Raw genomic sequence first — 17,250 nt, 5'->3', positions numbered from 1 at the left:
CGCTCCACGAGTAAGGAAGCACGACGCATGACCTGGTTCAAGGTGGACGACAACCTCCACTCGCACAACAAGATCCGCAAGATCCTCGCGGACGATCCGGCCGCCCTCGCGCTCTGGACAGTCGCTGGCTCGTGGTCCTCGGACAACCTCACCGACGGGTTGATCCCCGACCACCAGCTCCCGTGGCTCATTCCGTCGCGCGCTGACGAGCTGGCTCGAATGCTGGTGACCGCCGGTCTCTGGAAGCGCGTGAAGGGCGGATACCAGTTCCACCAGTGGACTGCCGACGGCGACGGAACGAAGAGAAACCCGACTCGCGAAGAGGTCGAGGCGGAGCGCCGAAAGAAGGCAGAAGCGGGACGCAAAGGTGGCCGGGCCAGCGGAAAGGCTCGAAGCAAACCCGAAGCACGTGCTTCAGCATCTGGTTCAGCAGGTGCTTCGGGTTTGCTTGAACCCCCGACCCGACCCGACCCGAAGGGGAGGGTCGGTGGTTCTAGTGAATCTCTAGGGGGACAGACCGCTACGCGCGCGAAGTCAGATCCCCCTTCGCCCCGATGCGAACAGCACCAATTCGTCGACGATCCGCCGCCCTGCGGGGGATGCGCCGACGCCCGGCGCGCCCGCACCCGCTGGGACCTCGCCGACGCCGAACGCCGACGCACCGCCCCGAAGTGCTGGCGCCACCGCGGCCAGCCCGCCGACAACTGCGGCCTCTGCCGCTCCGAACAACTCGCCGAGGAGGACGCATGAGCCGCTCGCGCATCGACGCCGCCCTGCTCGCCCTGCGCGCCCAACGCCCGCCGGCCGCCGACCAGCCCGACGCAGCCTGCCGCCAGCCCGACGTCGACCCGGATGTGTTCTTCCCGCCGCCCGGTACCGCCATCGGCTCCGCCGCGGCCAAGACCGTCTGCCGCCGATGTCCCCACATCGACGACTGCCGAGACTGGGCCGTCGAGACCCAGCAGGAACACGGCGTGTGGGGTGGCACCACGCCGTCCGAACGCGTGGAACTCCGGAAGAAGGCCGCCGCGTGACCCAGACCTGCGTGCGCTGCGGCGCGTCCACGAAGGACGGCTACGTCTGCGCCCGGCCATGCGCCCAGAGCCTCGCTGAGGATCTTGTGGGGGCCGCCGGGCATGCGGAGGACGCCTGGACCGTGATCGCCCGGCAGACGCGCTACGGGGGCGGTTCCCGGGGTGGTTCCGTCGACGCTTCGCCCGGCGACTTCACCGCCTCGGCGAAACTGGCGCCCATCGCGGCCGCCGTGGGCGGCTGGACGCGGATCGTCGCCGAGGAGACCGGGCGACGGCCCGTCTGGCGCGTCATGGCCGGCCCGCTGTGCCCGCCCACCGGCCAGCGGTGCGCGCACGGCAGCTGCGAGGCGCTGCGTCGCCGCGAGCCACCGCCAGCCCTTGCCCTGGAACTGGCCTGGCTCGCCCGCCAGGTCGGCTGGCTGCGCCAGCACCCGGCCGCCGACGAGGCATTCCGGGACCTGACGCACGCCTGCCACCAGCTGACCCGGCTCGTCGACCGGCCCGCCGAGAAGGAGCTGGTCGGCGTGTGCGACTGCGGCAAGGTGCTCTATGCGGTCGAGGGCCGCCAGATCATCCAGTGCCCGATGCCCACCTGCCAGCTGGTCTGGGACGTTGAGCGGTCCCGCGACATCCTGCGGCGCCACCTCGGCGACAAGCTGGTGACCGCGAGCGAGGCGGCGAAGCTGGCCAGCTACCTCGACGCCGATCGGACCCAGGAGACGATCCGGAAGCTGATCGCGGCCCGGGTGCGCGACGGCCGACTGGTCGCGCACGGCCAGGTCCTCGGCGAGCCCGACGAGGACGAGATCGCCGCGGCCGCCGAGGAGGATCGCGAGCCCGAGCCAGTGGTCATCCCGCTGTACCGGTTCGGCGACGTCGCTGCGCTGCTGGCCGCCACGCCGATCCGGCGGCGGCGCGAGAGCGAGGTGGCGGCGTGAGGTGCTGGATCTGCGGCGAAGAGCCCGACTGGATCAACGTCCAGACGCTCAGCGATCCCGGGCCGGTGCTCATCCCGGGCGCCTGGCCACAGGCTTCCGACGGGCACCGGCACGCCGAGCGGCCGCCCACCCCGGCCGAGCTTGAGCAAGCCGGCCACGAGGCGTTGCGCCGGATCCTGGAGGGGTGACGCACCGTAGGCGTAGTTGCGTGAGTTGATCACGCGCCGTACTATTCCGGCCATCCAGGACAGACGAACCCTGCCCGGAAGCCTCCGACCAGGCCCCGCCCGCCAGCGGGGCCTTCGTCGTATCCGGGAGTGCCCGAGCCGCGATATTCGACGCGTGCAGTGGCGTCGCTTCGCTACTCGGTCGAGCCCTCGCGAGTCGCGCTGACCCATTGGCCGGGAGCGAAAATCGCCAAGACGCCCGAAGTTCCGTACGTCACCTTGAGATGACCCTCATCGACCGAGAAGAAGTTCGCACCGTTCACCTTCACGGTGCCGCCCCTTGTCTCCGCTCCCGATCGCGGAGTCGCCACCGTCACGGTGAATTGATCGTCAGTCATTACCGGTTCCCCTTGGATTGACGACAGTCCCAGTTGACCTGTCGCCGCCCCCAACGATTCAGTCGCCAAATCGTTGCGCCCTAAACCGTCTCGGCCGACCACGGGCCTTCGTCGCACCCGGGGAGGTGACCATGGCCTTCCCCGCCAGCCTCACCCTGGTCACCGTCACCATCCAGGTCGACCTGCCGCCCACCGGCGGAGCCACCGGCTGGATCGACTTCACCGCGCCGTACCCGCTGCAAGGCAGCTCGGTCGTGGCCCCGTTCACCCAGCGCGCCTACCTCACCGCGGCCGGCGCGGGAACCATCCAGCTGCCCGCCACCAATGACCCGCAGTGGTCGCCGACCGGCTGGGCGTACGCGGTCACCGGCCGGATCGGCACCACGGCGATCAAGGGCACGCTGCAACTCGACCACCAGTCGACCACTGCCAACTTCGCCGCGCTGTTCCAGCCCGACGGCGCCGCGGTCACCGGCCAGACGTACCTGCTCACGTCGCAGCGCAGCGTCGCCGGCGGAGTCGCCGCGCTCGACGTCGACGGCGACGTCACCAACGCGAGCGGCGCGAAGATCACCGGGGGCGGCGGAGGCGGCGCATCGCCGTCCGGCACGGTCACCTCCGGCACCGCGTTCGGCGCCAGCGCCACCGCCGGCGTCGCGACCGCCTACTCGCGCGGCGACCACTCCCACGGCACCCCAGCCTCGCCGACCCTCGCCTCCATCGGCGCAGCCGCCGCATCACACACCCACCCGGCCGCGCAGATCTCCGACAGCACGGCCACCGGCCGGTCCGTGGTCACCGCCGCCGACGCCGCCGCCGCGCGGACCGCGATCGGCGCCGGAACGTCCAACCTCGCGCTCGGCACCACCAGCAGCACCGCGGCCGCCGGTGACCACCTGCACACCGGCGTCTACGACCCGGCCGGCACCGCCAGCACCGCGGTCAGCGCGCACACCGCGGCCGCCGACCCGCACCCGCAGTACGCGGTGATCTACTACTGGAACGGCACCAGCTACGACATCGTGAACGGCGCCGCGGTGTACGTCGGCGGCACCGGCCCGGCCTCGCCCGTCAACGGCGACGTCTGGTTCCCGTGACCGCCGCGAAGACCCGGACCGGCGGCGCCTGGGTCGACTCGACCAAGGTGGCCAAGGTCCGCGTCGGTGGCGTGTGGGTCGACTACGGCCCGAGCGGGGGCGGCACCGTCACCGAGCGGTTCAGCTACCCGACACCGCCCGGCCTGCCGAACAACGACGAGGCCCAGCGGCTCAACCTCGGCGTCCTGTGGTCCGCGAGCGCGAGCGGCTCGTGGATCGGGAATCAGGTCTACACGCCGTCGTCCGTCATGCTGCCCGACATGACCGCGCTGGCGTTCACCGGTAGCACCGAGCTGGCGCGCAAGACCGCGACGTCGCCCTCCGTGGGCCAGCTGGTCGACATCCTGTTCGACACGCCCGTCGCCATCACGGCCAGCGTCACCTACCAGGCGGCCTACAGCGCCGTCCGCTACGCGGCCACGGCTGGCGGCTCGATGACCTGGCCGTACACCACGGCGCACATGGCCACCGGATCCGGCACGCCATCCCGGTTCGCCGCCGGGCCGGTCGGCACCGTGCCGACCAACGCCAGCGCGGCCGGCTACCACGTGACGCCCATCGTCCAATTCTCGGCATGAGGTGACCATGAGCAGCGTCCGCATCACAACGAACGCGAGCACCACCAGCGGCTCGATCGAGATTGACGGACTCGACGTGTCCAGCTGGGCACGCGGATTCAGCTTCTCGGCCGCCGTCGGCGAACTGCCTCGGCTCGACCTGGAGCTGGTTCCGCGCGGTGTAGCCGAGTTCGAGGGCGATGCGTTCGTAAGCCTGAACTCGGACTTCGTGGAGTTCCTGGTCAAGCTGGGCTGGAAGCCGCCGTACCGGCCGTGACCCGCAGGGTCGTCCTCGTAACGGGCCCACCGTGCGCGGGCAAGACCACCTACGTCCGGACCCATGCTGAGCCCGGCGACCAGGTCCTCGACCAGGACGTGCTCGGCGCGAAGGCCATGCGCACCGCGCTCGCCCAGATCCACCAGCACCACGGCACCACGTGGGTCATCCGGTGCGCGCCCGGGCCGACCGCACGGCAGCAGCTCGTCGACCAGCTCGGTGCCGAGCACGTCCACCTGATCGCGCCACGGGACGAGCTGATCGCACGGGCAACCCACCGGCCCGACCGACGACGCCACATCGCCGCCATCGGGAAGTGGGTCACCGCAGAAGCCACGGACGCACCACCAGCGCACCGTACGGTCCACGGTGGCCACGGTGCGGCCGACAGGGCACGCAAGGGCAGGCCCTACCGCAGAGCCAAGCAGGCACTGCAAGACGCCACACAGACGTGCTGGCTGTGCGGACACCACGGCGCACGCGAGCTGGACCACGAGCCACCACTGAGCAGGCTGCTCGACCTCGGGCTCGACCCACTCGACCCGCAGTACCACAAGGCAGCACATGGGACGTCGTGCCCATGCCCCACGTGTGGGCAGGCATGCAACCAGGTCAAGGGTGCGAGCACGAGATCAACACGCATGACGTGCGAGTGGTGATCGAGGGCGGCGCCCCCGGGGGTGAATGTCCGTTTCGGGTGGGTCGGGTGACCCCACGCTCCCGCCTCCCGTTCTCTCTCCCCGAGCCCAGATCTCGGCCGTCGTTCAGTCCGACAAGGGGGCGTCGATCCGATGAGTTCCCTGATCAGTGACCGGCTCGGCGAACGCCTGCGGCAACTGCGCACCGACGCAGGCCTCTCTCGCGACGAGCTTGCCGAGCTGGCGGGCGAGGGCATCTCGGCCACGGTCCTCGGGTTCATGGAGACCGGCCGGCCGAACAAGGACGGCCAGCGGACCCGGATCTTCTCCGTCGACGAGATCCCGGCGCTCGCGGCCGCACTGAAGGTCACGCCGCTGGAGCTGCTCGGTGACGACGCGCACCTGTTCGCCGGCGACGGCGTCCTGCGTGTCGAGTGCCCGACGTGCACCGCGCCGGTCGGCCGGCTGGAGCAGGTGGTCCGCAAGGACCTCGACGGGCTCGGCGACCTGTCGGTGATGGAAGAGACGCTCGTCGAGACCGCCTTCCGGCTGGCCGGAGCGATCGACCAGGCGCGCGGCGAGGATGCGCGGGCGCTCCCGGCGCTGACCAAGGAGCTGCGGGCGACGCTGGAGCAGATCGCCGCGGCCCGGCGCGACGTCGGCGACGATGACGACGAGTTCGGCGACCTCGACGAGCCCGAATGACCCCGGCGGACGCCGCGCTGCTGTACGAGCACTACGGCCTCACCTGCCCGCCCCGGTGGGGGACCGCCCGCAACTTCGACCGGAAGACGTACGGGCCGAAGGTCGCGAAGATCGCCCGGGCGCTCGGCACGCCGCTCATGCCCTGGCAGCGCTACGTCGTCGACACCGCCCTGGAGATCGACCCCGAGACCGAGTCGCTCGCCTACCGCGGCGTCGACATCACCGTGCCCCGCCAGTCCGGCAAGACGTCGCTGATCCTGCCGGTGATGATCTGGCGCGGCATGTACAAGCCGCGGCAGCGGATCGTGTACGGCGCGCAGACCGCGGTCGCCGCCCGGGAAAAGTGGGAAGACGAGCACCTGGTGGCGATGGGTGCCGCCCGGTCGCTGAAGAACCGCTACCGGGAGCGCAAGGCGAACGGCCGCGAGGCGATCCTGTGGGGCAACGGGTCGATCCAGACGCTGCTCGCGTCGACAGAGATGGCCGGCCACGGCAAGACGCTCGACATGGCCGCGCTCGACGAGTACTTCGCCCAGGTCGACTACCGGTCGGACCAGGCGGTCGGCCCGGCGATGATCACCCGGGCCGACGCGCAGAAGTGGCGACTGTCGACCGCGGGCACGCAGAAGTCGGTGCCGTTCAACGCGATGCGCAAACGCGGCCGCGCCGCGATCGAGGTTGGCCGGCTGTCGACGATCGCGTTCTTCGACTGGTGCGCCCTGCCCGGGATGATGCGCGACGACCCGGCGACGTGGCGGTCCTGCATGCCGGCGCTGTGCCCGGCGCCGGTCCGCGGCGTGTGCCGTTGCTCGCGGGAGTGGCGGCATACGGTCACCGAGCCGGCCATTGCGACCGAGCTGGAGACGTACGCCGAGGACCTCGGCGAGTTCGATCGGGCCTACCTCAACATCTCCCGCGAGCTGGGCGAGCTGGACCTCGACCCGAACGTACCGACGGCCGAGGAGTGGGCGCTGCTCGCCGACCCGGAGGCCCCGGGCGGTGAGGTCCTGGCGCTCGCGATCGACTGCACCCCGGACGGCGGCTGGACGTCGATCGTTGCGGTCGGTGACTCGCCGCTCGGCATGCCGCTGATCAAGGTCCTCGACCACGGCGCCGGCCGCGGCTGGGTGCCGGGCCGGATCCGGCAGCTGGTCGACCGGCTCAACCCGGTGTGCGTGGTCCTCGACGACAAGTCCGCGGCCGGCGTGCTGCTGCTGCCGCTGGAGAAGGTCGGCATCAAGCGGATGCCGCCGGTGAACGAGGACAACCCCCGGCAGGGCCCACAGCGCGGCCAGCTGTGGGTGCCAACGGTGCAGCAGCTCGGCGCGGCGTGCGGCTCGTTCACCGACGCGGTCCGCGGCGGCCAGCTGGTGCACCTCGGCCAGCAGGAGATGACGATCGCGCTGGACGGCGCGAAGACCCGGCCGCTCGGCGACGGCGCGTGGGCGTGGGGCCGCAAGATCGCCAGCGCCGACATCAGCCCCCTGGTCGCCGGATCGCTCGGCCTGGCCGGCCTGGAGCGCTGGCGGCACCTGAGCAAGCCGCTCGGCGTAGCCACGGCCCGGCCGGCGCAGCAGCAAACCGCATCAATGTTCCGCCCGTCCGGGCGCCTTGGCCTGTGAGGAGGTCTCGCATGGAGATCCGGATCGCCGTGCCCCGCCTGCCGCACGGCCTGGTCGCGAACCTGATCGGGCTGTTCGGCCTGATCGGGGTCGCGCTCGCCGTCGGCGGCCTGGCCGGCAACTGGTGGTGGAGCGTGCTGGTCGGCAGCGTGTTCGCGGTCGGCCTGTCGTGGATCGCGTCGACGCACGCGGCTGCGGCCGTCCAGCCCGCCAAGCCGGTTCTCGCGGTGGCGAAGAGCGCGTGATGGCGGCCGTAGACCTTGCCGTAGCCGTGGCCGACGCGGTCGTGCTCTGGCTCGACGAGCCCGAGGGGTCTCGCGACAACAGGGACTACTTCGCGGAGATGGAGGCCCTGGCCAGCCAGTACAAGGCGGCCCGGACCGATCGTGATGCCGGATCGGAGCCGAGCGCATGAAGCCCTGGCTCGTTCCGGCCCGCCGGGCGACCGAGGCGATCGCCGACCAGGTGGTCTCGTCCGGCGGCGCGCTCGGCGCGTACGGCCGCGACCCGATCGACGGCGACACCGGGTGGAAGCGGGTGGGCACCGGCACCCGGGACGTGCCGTACTGGACCCGGGAGAAGGCGCGCACCTACTCGGTCACCGCCTACCGGTCGAACCCGATGGCCACTGCGGTGATCGATACCTACACCGCGTTCTGCGTCGGCGACTCCGGCGTGAAGTGGCAGGCCACCAACCCGCAGGTCGCCGAGGTGGTCCGCGAGTTCTGGGACGACCCGGCGAACCGGCTCGGCGAGATCCAGGAGATCAGCCTGCGGTCGCAGCTGCTCATGGGCGAGAAGCTGTACGAGATGCTGGTCGGCCAGTCCAGCGGGGTGGTGCGGTTCGCGCCGATCGACCCGACGCACATCAAGGACGTCCGGTTGCGCGCCGGGAACCCGCTGTGGCCGTCGCAGGTGGTCCTGCCGGGCGCGGAGGATGACCGGCGGCTCGCGATCGTCCAGGTCGACGACGAGACCGGGCTGCGCTCCGGTGAGGCCATGTTCTGGGCGCCGTGGCGGACCCTCGATACCGACATCCGCGGCATGCCGTTTATGACGCCGATCCTGGACTGGCTCGACAGCTACGACACCGTGCTGTCGAACCTGATCGACCGGACCGCGCTGGCCCGGTACATGGTCTGGGACGTCGAGGTGAAGGGCAGCCAGACCGAGGTCGACGCGTTCATCGAGGGGCGTGGCGGCCTGCACGTCCCGCCGTCCGGGTCGGTCGAGGTCCACAACGACGCGGTCACCTGGAAGCCGCAGACCGTCAGCACCGGGGCGATGGAAGACGCGGCCGCGAACCGGTCGGTCCTGACCAACATCGCGTCCGGCGCTGGTCTGGCGAAGACGTGGCTGGCCGAGCCTGAGGACGCGAACCGGGCGACGTCGCTGACGATGGCCGAGCCGGTGCGCCGCCGGGTCGGCGGGATCCAGAAGACGTGGCTGGCGCAGCAGACCGAGCTGGTGCGGTTCGCCGTCGACCGGGCGGTCGCCGCGGGCCGACTCCCGGCGAAGGTCGAGGCGACCGATCCGCGGACCGGCGAGGTCACGCAGATCCCGGCGTCGCAGGCGGTCATCGTCACCGGCCCGGAGATCGCCGCGTCTGACTCGCAGCTGACTGCGCAGGTCCTGCTGAACCTCAGCACCGGCCTGGAGAAGCTCCAGCAGATCGGCGCGCTGTCCCCCGAGGCGGCGGCCACCGCGGCGCGCAAGGCCTGGGAGGACTACGTCGGCGTGCCCTATACCGCCGAGCTGGACAGCCCGGCCGCGAATCCCGATGACCTGGCCGCTGCGGTCGAGGAAGCGAACCAACGAAACCTGCGGGTTGTGGGAGGTAAGGCATGAGCGAGAAGGACACCGCCAAGGACGCCGAGTTCGTCGAGCGGGTCGCGCGCCGGCTGGGCATGAAGCCGGCCGAGATCGTCGACGTCGAGCGGGACGGCGACGACGTGCTGGCCCAGACCCACGACGGCGTGTGGACCCGGATCCGGGCCGACGGCGAGCTGGAGTTCCAGGTCGAAGGCCCGGTCCGCGCGAAGGACGCCGACGAGGCGACCGCGGCGGCCGGCGACCCGCAGGCCGAGGACGACAAGGCCGCGGCCGCGGCGAAGCGCCGGGGCCGGTAACCGTGGCTTGGCAGGACGAGATCGAGGAGCTGGTCCGCGAGGCCGAGCCCGAGCACGCTGACCACGTTCTCGACCGGCTTGCCGAAGCGGTCGCCGCGGTCGACGTCGACGAGGACGCGGTCGAGGAGCTGGCCGAGCTCGCGCTGGAATCGTGGCTCGCCGACGAGGTCACCGAGGCGTGGGACGGCTCGAAGCACCCGCGCGCCGCGGCCGGATCCGCCGGCGGCGGCCAGTTCGCCGCGAGCGGTGGCGGCGCGGCCGGCTCGTCGTCGAAGAGCAAGAGCGCGGCGAAGAAGAAGGCGACCGGCGGCGACACCCTGTCGTTCGACGCCAAGTCGGGCAAGGGTGCCGGCTACGGCAAGAAGGGCGGCGACCCGCGCGTCCGGAAGCTCCAGGCCGCTCTGAACCGGCTCGGGCTGACGGACTCGAAGGGCAACAAGCTCTCCGTCGACGGGAAGCTGGGCCCGCTGACCACGCAGGCGATCAAGGCCGCGCAGCGCAAGCTCGGTGTGCCCGCGAACGGCAAGGTCACACCGGAGCTGCTGGCCAAGCTGGTCGCGATGAAGGCTCCGAAGGCGAAGGTGGCCCCGGCTCGGCACTCGTCGACGAGGCATGCGGCCCCGTCGCGCAAGAGCAGCTCGGGCGGCAACAAGGCGGTCAAGGCGGCCCTGGCCGGGACGACGTCGAAGGCTCGGGCTGCGGTTCGCAAGAACGAGGCGATCGACGGGGTCCGTAGCGCCCGGGACACTCGCGGAATCCTTCAGGCCGCCGTGAACGAGCGGGCCCGAACGCTCGCCGGGAACCGGTGGGCGTGGGCGGACGTGTGCGACTACACCGACGACCTGGTCGTCTACGAGCACGACGGCAAGACCTGGCAGGCGCCCTACACGCTGACCGAGGCCGGCACTGCCGGCACCGCGGAGCTGGGCGAGCCGACCGAGGTCGTCGCGCAGGTCTGGTACGTGCCCGCGGCCGACGCCGAGGACGACGCGCCCGGGATCGACGACCCGAACCCGGAGCTGGCCGAAGAGGACCAGGTCGCCGAGTCCGTCGACGAGCCGGAGACCGAGGAACTCGACCGCATCGACGGCCGGGTTATCGAAGCCGCCGGCACCGACGCCGCAGGCGGCCGGATCTTCCGGGTCCGGATCATCTCCGCCGGCGACTCGAAGAACGGCCGCCGCTACCCGGCGAACGTGCTGGAGTCCGCGGCGTCGCTGTACGAAGGCGCGAAGGCGTACGACCACCACCGGACGATGGAGGAGCTGCGCTCCGGCACCATCTCCGGGCTGATCGGCTACTACCGCAACGTCGAGGCCGCCTCGGACGGGCTCGACGGCGACCTGTGCCTGCTGCCCAGCGCCACGCACACGGCCGAGGCCCTGGACGCGACGATCGCCGCCCAGGAGCAGGGCCTGCCGCCGCTGGTCGGCATCTCCCACGACGCGATGACGGTCCTGCGGCCGATCTCCGTCGGCGGCCGCCGCATGCAGGAGGCCGTGTCCATCACCAAAGTCAACTCCGCCGACGTGGTCTCCGACCCGGCCGCCGGAGGTAAGGCCACCCGCGTGCTCGCGGGCGGCATCGAGATCGAAGAGAGCAAGGAGTCCGACGTGGCTGTTAACGCCGCTGACGTGCTCGCCGCGCTGAAGACCGCCACGCCCGAGGACCTCGCCGCGGTCGGTCTCCAGCGCTCCAGCGAGACGACCACCCCGCCGGAGCCGGAGGGCATGCAGAAGACCTCATTCCTCGGCGGGCTGATGATCCAGCAGAAGGTGTCCGGCGCCGGCCTGCCCGCGCAGGTCGTCGAGAGCCTCACCGAGGCGCTGCCGGACCGGATCACCGAGTCCGACGTCGACGCGCAGATCGCCTCCCTGAAGACGGCGATGGGCATGGCCGAGCGCGCCGGCCTGGCGCCGACCGCGACCACCCAGGTCACCCAGGAGTCGTTCGACAAGAAGAAGGCCGCCCTGGACGCCTTCTTCGCCGGCGACTTCTCCAACGGCTACCGCAGCTTCAAGCAGGCCTACCTGGACGTCACCGGCTACCGGCAGGCCAGCTGGGACGAGGACCTCAACCGCCGGATCATGCGCGAGAGCATCGGCAACCTGTACGACTCGGGCGACCGGTCGACGGAGTCGCTGACCTCCGCCTCGTGGAACCTGGTGCTGGGCGACTCGATCACCCGCCGCCTCGTCGCCCAGTACGCGCACCCGTCGCTCCAGACCTGGCGGCAGATCGTCTCGTCGGTCATCCCGGTCTCGGACTTCCGGACCCAGCGCATCGACCGGGTCGGCGGCTACGGCACCCTGCCCGTCGTCAACCAGGGTGCGCCGTACCAGCCGCTGACCTCGCCGGGCAACGAGGAGGTCACGTACGCGCTGACCAAGCGTGGTGGCACCGAGGACCTGACGATGGAGATGATCGCCAACGACGACGTGCGGGCGATCTCGAACATCCCGAACAAGCTCGGCCTCGCGGCCGCGCGGACCCTGCACAACTTCGTGTGGGACTTCATCCTGAACAACCCGACGGTCTACGACGGCGTCGCCCTGTTCCACGCCTCGCACAACAACACCACCGCGGTGGCGCTGGGCCAGTCGACCCTGTCGCAGCTGCGGGCGAAGATGCGCGACCAGACCGCGTACGGCGACACGAGCGACATCCTGTCCCTGGTGCCGAAGTTCCTGATCGTGCCGAACGAGCTGGAGGAGCTGGCGTTCCAGCTCACCACCTCGGCGGTGGCGATCCCGTCGACCCCGGCCGGCGCGAGCAACACCCCGAACCTGCACCAGGGCATGACGCCGATCGTCGTCGACTACGACACCGACCCCAACGACTGGTTCGTCGTCGCGGACCCGAGCATGTGCCCGACGATCGAGGTCGGCTTCTACCAGGGCCGCGAGACCCCGGAGCTGTTCACGCAGTCGGACCCGTCGGTGGGCTCGATGTTCAACAGCGACACGCTCACCTACAAGATCCGGCACATCTACTCGGGTGCCGTGCTCGACTTCCGCGGCTTCCAGCGCGCCACCCAGTAACCCAGTTCGCCCACCCGGGCCCCGGCACTCGCCGGGGCCCTTGCCATTCCTGAGGAGAAAGCAGACATGCAGCTCAAGGAGCTTTCGGGCGACCTGGTGTTCACCGCGTCGGTCCCGCCTACCGCGGCCGGCACGCCGATCGAACTGCCGGTGATCGCCCTGCCGTTCGGCCTGACCATCACGGAGATCAAGTGGATCCCCGGGGCGGCGATCACCGCCAACGGCACGAACTTCTTCACCCTGACGTTCCGCAACCGCGGTTCGGGCGCCGGTGTGGTCGTCCCGGCGACCCGCTCCTACGCGTCGGGGAACTCCGCGTCCACCACGCCGGAGAACCTCACCCTCTCCAGCACCGCCACCGACCTCCAGACGGTGGCCGGCGACGTGCTGACCGCGCACTTCACGCACTCCGGCGCCGGCCTCGCGATCCCGAGCGGGCTCGTGCAGGTGAAGGTGCGGCTGCGCTGATGACGGCCCAGGCCACGGCGTACAACGTCACCGGCACCGGCCAGGTCGTCACCGGGGTGTGCACGTACCGGGGCCTGTCGGTCGGATCAACCGCCGGCGCCGCGGTCGTCGTCTACGACGGCACCTCGGCGGCCGGCACGGTCCTGGCGAGCTTCACGCTCGGCGCGAACGGGTTCCAGGACATCGCGCTGCCGGACGGGGTGCGCTGCAACCTCGGCATCTACGTGTCGAGCACCGCGGCGATTCAGGGCCACGTGCGGGTCGGCTGATGCCCGCGCTGACCCGCATCGCGAGGAACACCGCCGGCACCCTGTCGACAACGTTCCTCCTCGACGAGATCCCGACCGCCTCGTCCACCTCCGTCACGTACGCGGTGGTGGACGCGGCCGGGGCCTCGGTCGCCACCGGCACCGCGACGCCGGGCGACACGGGCGAGTACTCGTTCGTCCTGCCCGCGCAGGCCGCGCTGAAGACGCTCACGGTCACCTGGTCGGGCACCGTCGGCGGGTCGGCCGCCACGATCACGACCGGTGCCGAGATCGTCGGCGGCTTCTTCTTCACCCTCGCCGAGGGCCGCGGCTCCGACGGCTCCCTGGCGGACACCGGCCGGTATCCGACCGAGGACCTGATCGCGGCCCGCCTTGAGGTGGAGTCGGAGTGCGAGACGATCTGCGACCGGTCGTTCGTGCCGCGCTACGACCGGGTGATCCTCGACGGCACCGGCACTGGCCAGGTGCTGCTGCGCCACTCCGATCCGGCCCGGTCGGTCGCCGACGTCCGCGCGATCCGGTCGGTTCGGATGGCCGACTCGGTCGACGGCACGTTCGTCGCGTTCACGGCCGCCGAGCTGGCGGACCTGGCGGTGACCGGCGACGGCACCCTGATCCGGACCGGTGGCGGCTACTTCGTCGAGGGCCGCGCCAACGTGGTCGTCGAGCTGGAGTACGGCCTGGACCGGCCACCCGCCGACCTGGTCCGGGCTGCCCTGACCCGCTTCCGGACCACGCTCAACATCAACAAGAGCGGCGTCCCGGACCGGGCCAGCTCGTTCACGATCACCGACGGCGGCACGTTCCGGCTCGACATGCCCGGCGCATTCAAGACCGGCATCCCGACCGTCGACGCCGCGTACTCCCGGTACTCGCGGCGCTCGACCGGCACCGGCGCGACCGGCCGCGCCGTCCCGGCGTCCCGGACGCTGTCTTACAGCCCGCAGAACGCGTCCGTGTTCCACGCATGGGGGCGGCGGTGAGCGTTGCCGCGTCCGCCAAGCGGGCTCTCGTCGGCAACGGCAACCCGCTCGGCGCGCTGCTGCCCGGCGTGATCGTCGCCTACTCCGCACCGCGCGACCTGCCGCGCGAGGTGGTCTACGGCGGCCAGGTGGTCGGCCCGGTCGAGCTGCTCTCGATGGCCGGCGGCGGCCGCGTGAAGCGGCGCGAGGACCTGAGCCTGCTGCTGCACGTGCGGGTCTACCAGCCGGGCCAGGAGACCGCCGAGACGGCCGAGGCCCGGGCGGTCGAGATCGGCGATGTCATCTGCATCTACATCGCCACGAACACCAAGCTCACCGGCGACATCGAGGACCTGCGGCTCGCCCACGTCACCGGCATGGACCTGGACAGCTGGACCGACGACGACGGCGCCGGGTCCATCTTGACCATCTCCGTCGGCCTGATGTCCAACCTGAACTGAGAGGCACCCTGTGGAGATCAAGCTCTGCGAGAACGGCGACGGCCGGATCGCCGTCGGCACCGGCATCCGGCCGATCCGGTACTGCCGCCCCTGCTACATCGAAAGGTTCAGCGGCGAGTTCCAGCAGTGGAACGTCGTCACGCCGTACCCGGACACCGCGGTGGTGTGCGCCAAGACCGGCGAGGACATCGAGCGCGGCGGCACGGTGTGGCTCGACCCGGTCGAGACCAGCATCCCGGCCCTGGTCTACGGCGGCTTCATCGCCCCGATCGAGGATCCCGCCCCGGCCAAGGCCAAGGGGCAGCGGGTCACCGAGGCCTGACATGGGCAGCTTCGCCGCCAACAACATCACCACGTGGTTCAGCGGCTACGACATGACGGCCGACCTGAACTCGACCCAGCTGGCCCTGTCGTACGACGCCCTCGAAGACACCGCGTTCCTCGACGGCGCTCGCAGCCGGATCGCCGGACTGGAGGATGCACAGCTGTCCGAGGCCGGCTGGTGGCAGGGCGGCGCAGCGAACGCCGCCGTCGACCCGGTCGCGTTCGCGGCCCTCGGCGGCACGCCCCGGCTGGTCACCAACTCCCCGGACGGCGCCGAGCAGTCGGTGGCCTACTTCTACCGGGCGCGGACGTTCAGCTATCAGACGTTCGGCCAGGTCGGCGAGGTCATGCCGTTCCAGCTGTCGGCCCAGTCAGCGAAGGTCGGCGGCGTCGCCGGGATCGGCGCGGTCCGCGGCCGCGTCCTGAAATCGAACCGGACCGCGAACGTCACCGCGACCGGCGCCGTCGGCACCGCGTTCCAGCTCGGCGCGGTCGCCGCCGGCCAGTACCTGTACGCCGGCCTGCATGCGTTCGCGGTCGGCACCACCCTGACCGGCGTCGTCGAGTCCGCCCCGGACAACACGTTCGGCGCGGCCACCACACGGATCACCTTCTCCGGGATCACCACGGTCGGCGACACCTGGGGCGCCCGGGTGGCCGGCCCGATCACCGACACCTGGTACCGGCTGCGGATCACCGCGATCACCGGCACATTCACCGTCGCCTGCATCGCGGGCATCAAGTAGAAGGAGGGCCCGCGTGGGCACGCTCGCATTGATCGACTGCCGGTTCGAGGTGAACTCGGTGGTCCTGTCCTCGTACTGCACCGGCGTCACGCTGCCGATGGAGTACGAGGCGCTCGAAGACACCGCGTTCGGCGATGTCGCCCGCAGCCGGATCGCCGGTCTCGCCGACAGCACGCTGTCCGCCCAGTTCAACCAGGATTTCGCCGCGTCCGCCACCGACGTGACGCTGTACACCGCGTACGCGACCAAGGCGCCGGTCGTGGTCAAGGTCCGGCCGACGTCCGGTGCGATCTCCAGCACCAACCCCGAGTACGTCGGGAGCTATTTGCCGAACCAGCACAACCCGTTCGGCAACCAGGTCGGCGAGCTGGCCACCACGCAGATCTCCTGGCCGCTGTCGAACCCGTCCGGGATCGCCCGCAACCTCACCTGATGGATCTCGACCTGAAGATCCGCGGCGACCGCCGGCTCCGGGAGGTCGCCGCCCAGATCAAGGCGATCGGCGACAAGGGCCTGGGCCGCGAGATGGCCGCAGGCCTGCGCAAGGCGACCGAGCCGATCAAGAAGGGCATCCGCACGTCGGCCGAGCAGACGATGCCGGCCTCCGGTGGCTACTCGGCGCTGCTGTCGAAGAGTCTGCGATGGCGGGTCAACGTCCGGCCCGGCGCCCGGATCGCGAACGTCACGCTGACCACCACCGCGGACGGCACCAAGGAGAAGCGGGACCTGGGGCGCCTGGAGGCGGGCGAGCTGCGGCACCCGGTCTGGGGCCGGTCTCGCAAGCTCAAGTCCGGCAAGCGGAAGTCCAACCCGTGGGCGACCACGACGATCCGAGCCGGCTTCCACAAGCGCGGCACCGACAAGGCGGCCGACGTCGCCGAGAAAGAGATGGCCGAGGTCCTCGACGGGCTCGCGGCCAAGCTCGCAGGAGGCTGATGTGCGCGACCTGAAGCGATTCCGGTTCCGGTTCCTCGACGAGGCTGACAAGGCCAAGTGCGGCGACGGCTGGTTCATCTGGGACGAGGCGGCGATCGTCCGCACCCCGGCCCGCGACCTGGTCCGGCTGGAGATGGAGATCGGCGTGCCCATGACCGCCGTGTTCGACGGCTGCCGCCGGGACACCGCCGGCGGGAACCTGGCTGCGACCTGGCTCGGCGTTCGCGCCGCTGACCCGGCCCTGGCCGGCCGGTTCGACGACTGGACGCCGCTGGTGATGCTCGTCGACTGGGAGTTGGCCCCGGCGGACGAGCCGGAGGTTGCTGCCCCTTTGGATCCGACGCCGGCGCCCGATTCGCAGGCGTTGCCGACCGCGGAGTAGCTCGGCTTCTCGCCGAGTTCGAGCCGTTCTTCACCTTCAAGGCGGGCATCCCGCCGCACCAGCTCGGCGTCCTGACCGTGCCTCAGATCATCGCCCACC

The 17,250-nt window shown here is 71.0% G+C and carries 24 protein-coding genes; all 24 read left to right on the top strand.

Going from position 1 to position 17,250, the window contains the following annotated elements:
• Positions 1 to 27: 27 nt before the first annotated feature.
• The 24 genes from Aiant_RS29705 (at position 28) to Aiant_RS29595 (ending at position 17,151) form a co-directional block, all read left to right on the top strand.
• The gene (locus Aiant_RS29705; RefSeq protein WP_189336331.1) at positions 28 to 750 is read left to right on the top strand and encodes a hypothetical protein; all 723 of its coding nucleotides are present in this window, start codon (positions 28 to 30) and stop codon (positions 748 to 750) included.
• Positions 747 to 1,034 carry a WhiB family transcriptional regulator gene (locus Aiant_RS29700; protein ID WP_189336330.1) on the top strand — a complete coding sequence of 96 codons (288 nt, stop codon included), beginning with the start codon at positions 747 to 749 and terminating at the stop codon, positions 1,032 to 1,034. The genes Aiant_RS29705 and Aiant_RS29700 overlap by 4 nt, the downstream gene beginning before the upstream one ends.
• Positions 1,031 to 1,972: a hypothetical protein gene (locus Aiant_RS29695; RefSeq protein WP_189336329.1), complete on the top strand. Its 942-nt coding sequence runs from the start codon at positions 1,031 to 1,033 to the stop codon at positions 1,970 to 1,972. The genes Aiant_RS29700 and Aiant_RS29695 overlap by 4 nt, the downstream gene beginning before the upstream one ends.
• The gene (locus Aiant_RS29690; RefSeq protein ID WP_189336328.1) at positions 1,969 to 2,160 is read left to right on the top strand and encodes a hypothetical protein; all 192 of its coding nucleotides are present in this window, start codon (positions 1,969 to 1,971) and stop codon (positions 2,158 to 2,160) included. Before Aiant_RS29695 ends, Aiant_RS29690 begins: the two co-directional genes overlap by 4 nt.
• 508 nt (positions 2,161 to 2,668) lie before the next feature.
• On the top strand, positions 2,669 to 3,634 hold the full coding sequence (locus Aiant_RS29685) for a hypothetical protein (RefSeq protein ID WP_189336405.1): 966 nt from the start codon (positions 2,669 to 2,671) through the stop codon (positions 3,632 to 3,634).
• Entirely contained in the window at positions 3,631 to 4,212 is a 582-nt protein-coding gene (locus tag Aiant_RS29680) for a DUF4082 domain-containing protein (protein ID WP_189336327.1), read from the top strand. The genes Aiant_RS29685 and Aiant_RS29680 overlap by 4 nt, the downstream gene beginning before the upstream one ends.
• 7 nt (positions 4,213 to 4,219) lie before the next feature.
• On the top strand, positions 4,220 to 4,468 hold the full coding sequence (locus tag Aiant_RS29675) for a hypothetical protein (RefSeq protein WP_189336326.1): 249 nt from the start codon (positions 4,220 to 4,222) through the stop codon (positions 4,466 to 4,468).
• Positions 4,465 to 5,127, top strand: coding sequence for an AAA family ATPase (locus Aiant_RS47080; RefSeq protein WP_425322626.1), 663 nt, complete (start codon positions 4,465 to 4,467; stop codon positions 5,125 to 5,127). The genes Aiant_RS29675 and Aiant_RS47080 overlap by 4 nt, the downstream gene beginning before the upstream one ends.
• A 132-nt stretch (positions 5,128 to 5,259) precedes the next feature.
• Complete coding sequence (locus Aiant_RS29670) at positions 5,260 to 5,811, top strand: helix-turn-helix domain-containing protein (RefSeq protein ID WP_189336325.1); 552 nt, start codon at positions 5,260 to 5,262, stop codon at positions 5,809 to 5,811.
• Complete coding sequence (locus tag Aiant_RS29665) at positions 5,808 to 7,433, top strand: terminase (protein ID WP_189336324.1); 1,626 nt, start codon at positions 5,808 to 5,810, stop codon at positions 7,431 to 7,433. Before Aiant_RS29670 ends, Aiant_RS29665 begins: the two co-directional genes overlap by 4 nt.
• Before the next feature lie 11 nt (positions 7,434 to 7,444).
• Entirely contained in the window at positions 7,445 to 7,678 is a 234-nt protein-coding gene (locus Aiant_RS29660) for a hypothetical protein (protein WP_189336323.1), read from the top strand.
• Positions 7,678 to 7,848 (top strand): hypothetical protein, encoded by a 171-nt coding sequence (locus Aiant_RS29655; RefSeq protein ID WP_189336322.1) that lies wholly within the window; start codon positions 7,678 to 7,680, stop codon positions 7,846 to 7,848. The genes Aiant_RS29660 and Aiant_RS29655 overlap by 1 nt, the downstream gene beginning before the upstream one ends.
• Positions 7,845 to 9,281: a hypothetical protein gene (locus Aiant_RS29650; RefSeq protein ID WP_189336321.1), complete on the top strand. Its 1,437-nt coding sequence runs from the start codon at positions 7,845 to 7,847 to the stop codon at positions 9,279 to 9,281. Before Aiant_RS29655 ends, Aiant_RS29650 begins: the two co-directional genes overlap by 4 nt.
• A complete protein-coding gene (locus Aiant_RS29645; protein ID WP_189336320.1) occupies positions 9,278 to 9,562 on the top strand; it encodes a hypothetical protein in 285 nt (94 codons plus the stop codon). The genes Aiant_RS29650 and Aiant_RS29645 overlap by 4 nt, the downstream gene beginning before the upstream one ends.
• 2 nt (positions 9,563 to 9,564) lie before the next feature.
• The gene (locus Aiant_RS29640) at positions 9,565 to 12,603 is read left to right on the top strand and encodes a peptidoglycan-binding domain-containing protein (protein WP_189336319.1); all 3,039 of its coding nucleotides are present in this window, start codon (positions 9,565 to 9,567) and stop codon (positions 12,601 to 12,603) included.
• Positions 12,604 to 12,669: 66 nt separating this feature from the next.
• The gene (locus Aiant_RS29635; protein WP_189336318.1) at positions 12,670 to 13,071 is read left to right on the top strand and encodes a hypothetical protein; all 402 of its coding nucleotides are present in this window, start codon (positions 12,670 to 12,672) and stop codon (positions 13,069 to 13,071) included.
• Entirely contained in the window at positions 13,071 to 13,340 is a 270-nt protein-coding gene (locus Aiant_RS29630; RefSeq protein ID WP_189336317.1) for a hypothetical protein, read from the top strand. The genes Aiant_RS29635 and Aiant_RS29630 overlap by 1 nt, the downstream gene beginning before the upstream one ends.
• Positions 13,340 to 14,323, top strand: coding sequence for a hypothetical protein (locus tag Aiant_RS29625; RefSeq protein WP_189336316.1), 984 nt, complete (start codon positions 13,340 to 13,342; stop codon positions 14,321 to 14,323). The genes Aiant_RS29630 and Aiant_RS29625 overlap by 1 nt, the downstream gene beginning before the upstream one ends.
• A complete protein-coding gene (locus Aiant_RS29620; protein ID WP_189336315.1) occupies positions 14,320 to 14,763 on the top strand; it encodes a hypothetical protein in 444 nt (147 codons plus the stop codon). Before Aiant_RS29625 ends, Aiant_RS29620 begins: the two co-directional genes overlap by 4 nt.
• Before the next feature lie 10 nt (positions 14,764 to 14,773).
• Complete coding sequence (locus Aiant_RS29615) at positions 14,774 to 15,085, top strand: hypothetical protein (protein ID WP_189336314.1); 312 nt, start codon at positions 14,774 to 14,776, stop codon at positions 15,083 to 15,085.
• A gap of 1 nt (position 15,086) precedes the next feature.
• On the top strand, positions 15,087 to 15,833 hold the full coding sequence (locus Aiant_RS29610) for a hypothetical protein (RefSeq protein ID WP_189336313.1): 747 nt from the start codon (positions 15,087 to 15,089) through the stop codon (positions 15,831 to 15,833).
• A gap of 13 nt (positions 15,834 to 15,846) precedes the next feature.
• Positions 15,847 to 16,266, top strand: a complete 420-nt coding sequence (locus Aiant_RS29605; protein ID WP_189336312.1) for a radical SAM protein — start codon at positions 15,847 to 15,849, stop codon at positions 16,264 to 16,266.
• Positions 16,266 to 16,769, top strand: a complete 504-nt coding sequence (locus tag Aiant_RS29600; protein ID WP_189336311.1) for a hypothetical protein — start codon at positions 16,266 to 16,268, stop codon at positions 16,767 to 16,769. Before Aiant_RS29605 ends, Aiant_RS29600 begins: the two co-directional genes overlap by 1 nt.
• A gap of 1 nt (position 16,770) precedes the next feature.
• Positions 16,771 to 17,151, top strand: coding sequence for a hypothetical protein (locus tag Aiant_RS29595; protein ID WP_189336310.1), 381 nt, complete (start codon positions 16,771 to 16,773; stop codon positions 17,149 to 17,151).
• Positions 17,152 to 17,250: the final 99 nt, after the last annotated feature.

The organism is Actinoplanes ianthinogenes (assembly GCF_018324205.1).
GTDB classification, from domain to species: Bacteria; Actinomycetota; Actinomycetes; order Mycobacteriales; family Micromonosporaceae; genus Actinoplanes; species Actinoplanes ianthinogenes.
Note: the sequence above shows the minus strand (reverse complement) of the source record. Positions and strands in the feature narration are given on the sequence as shown.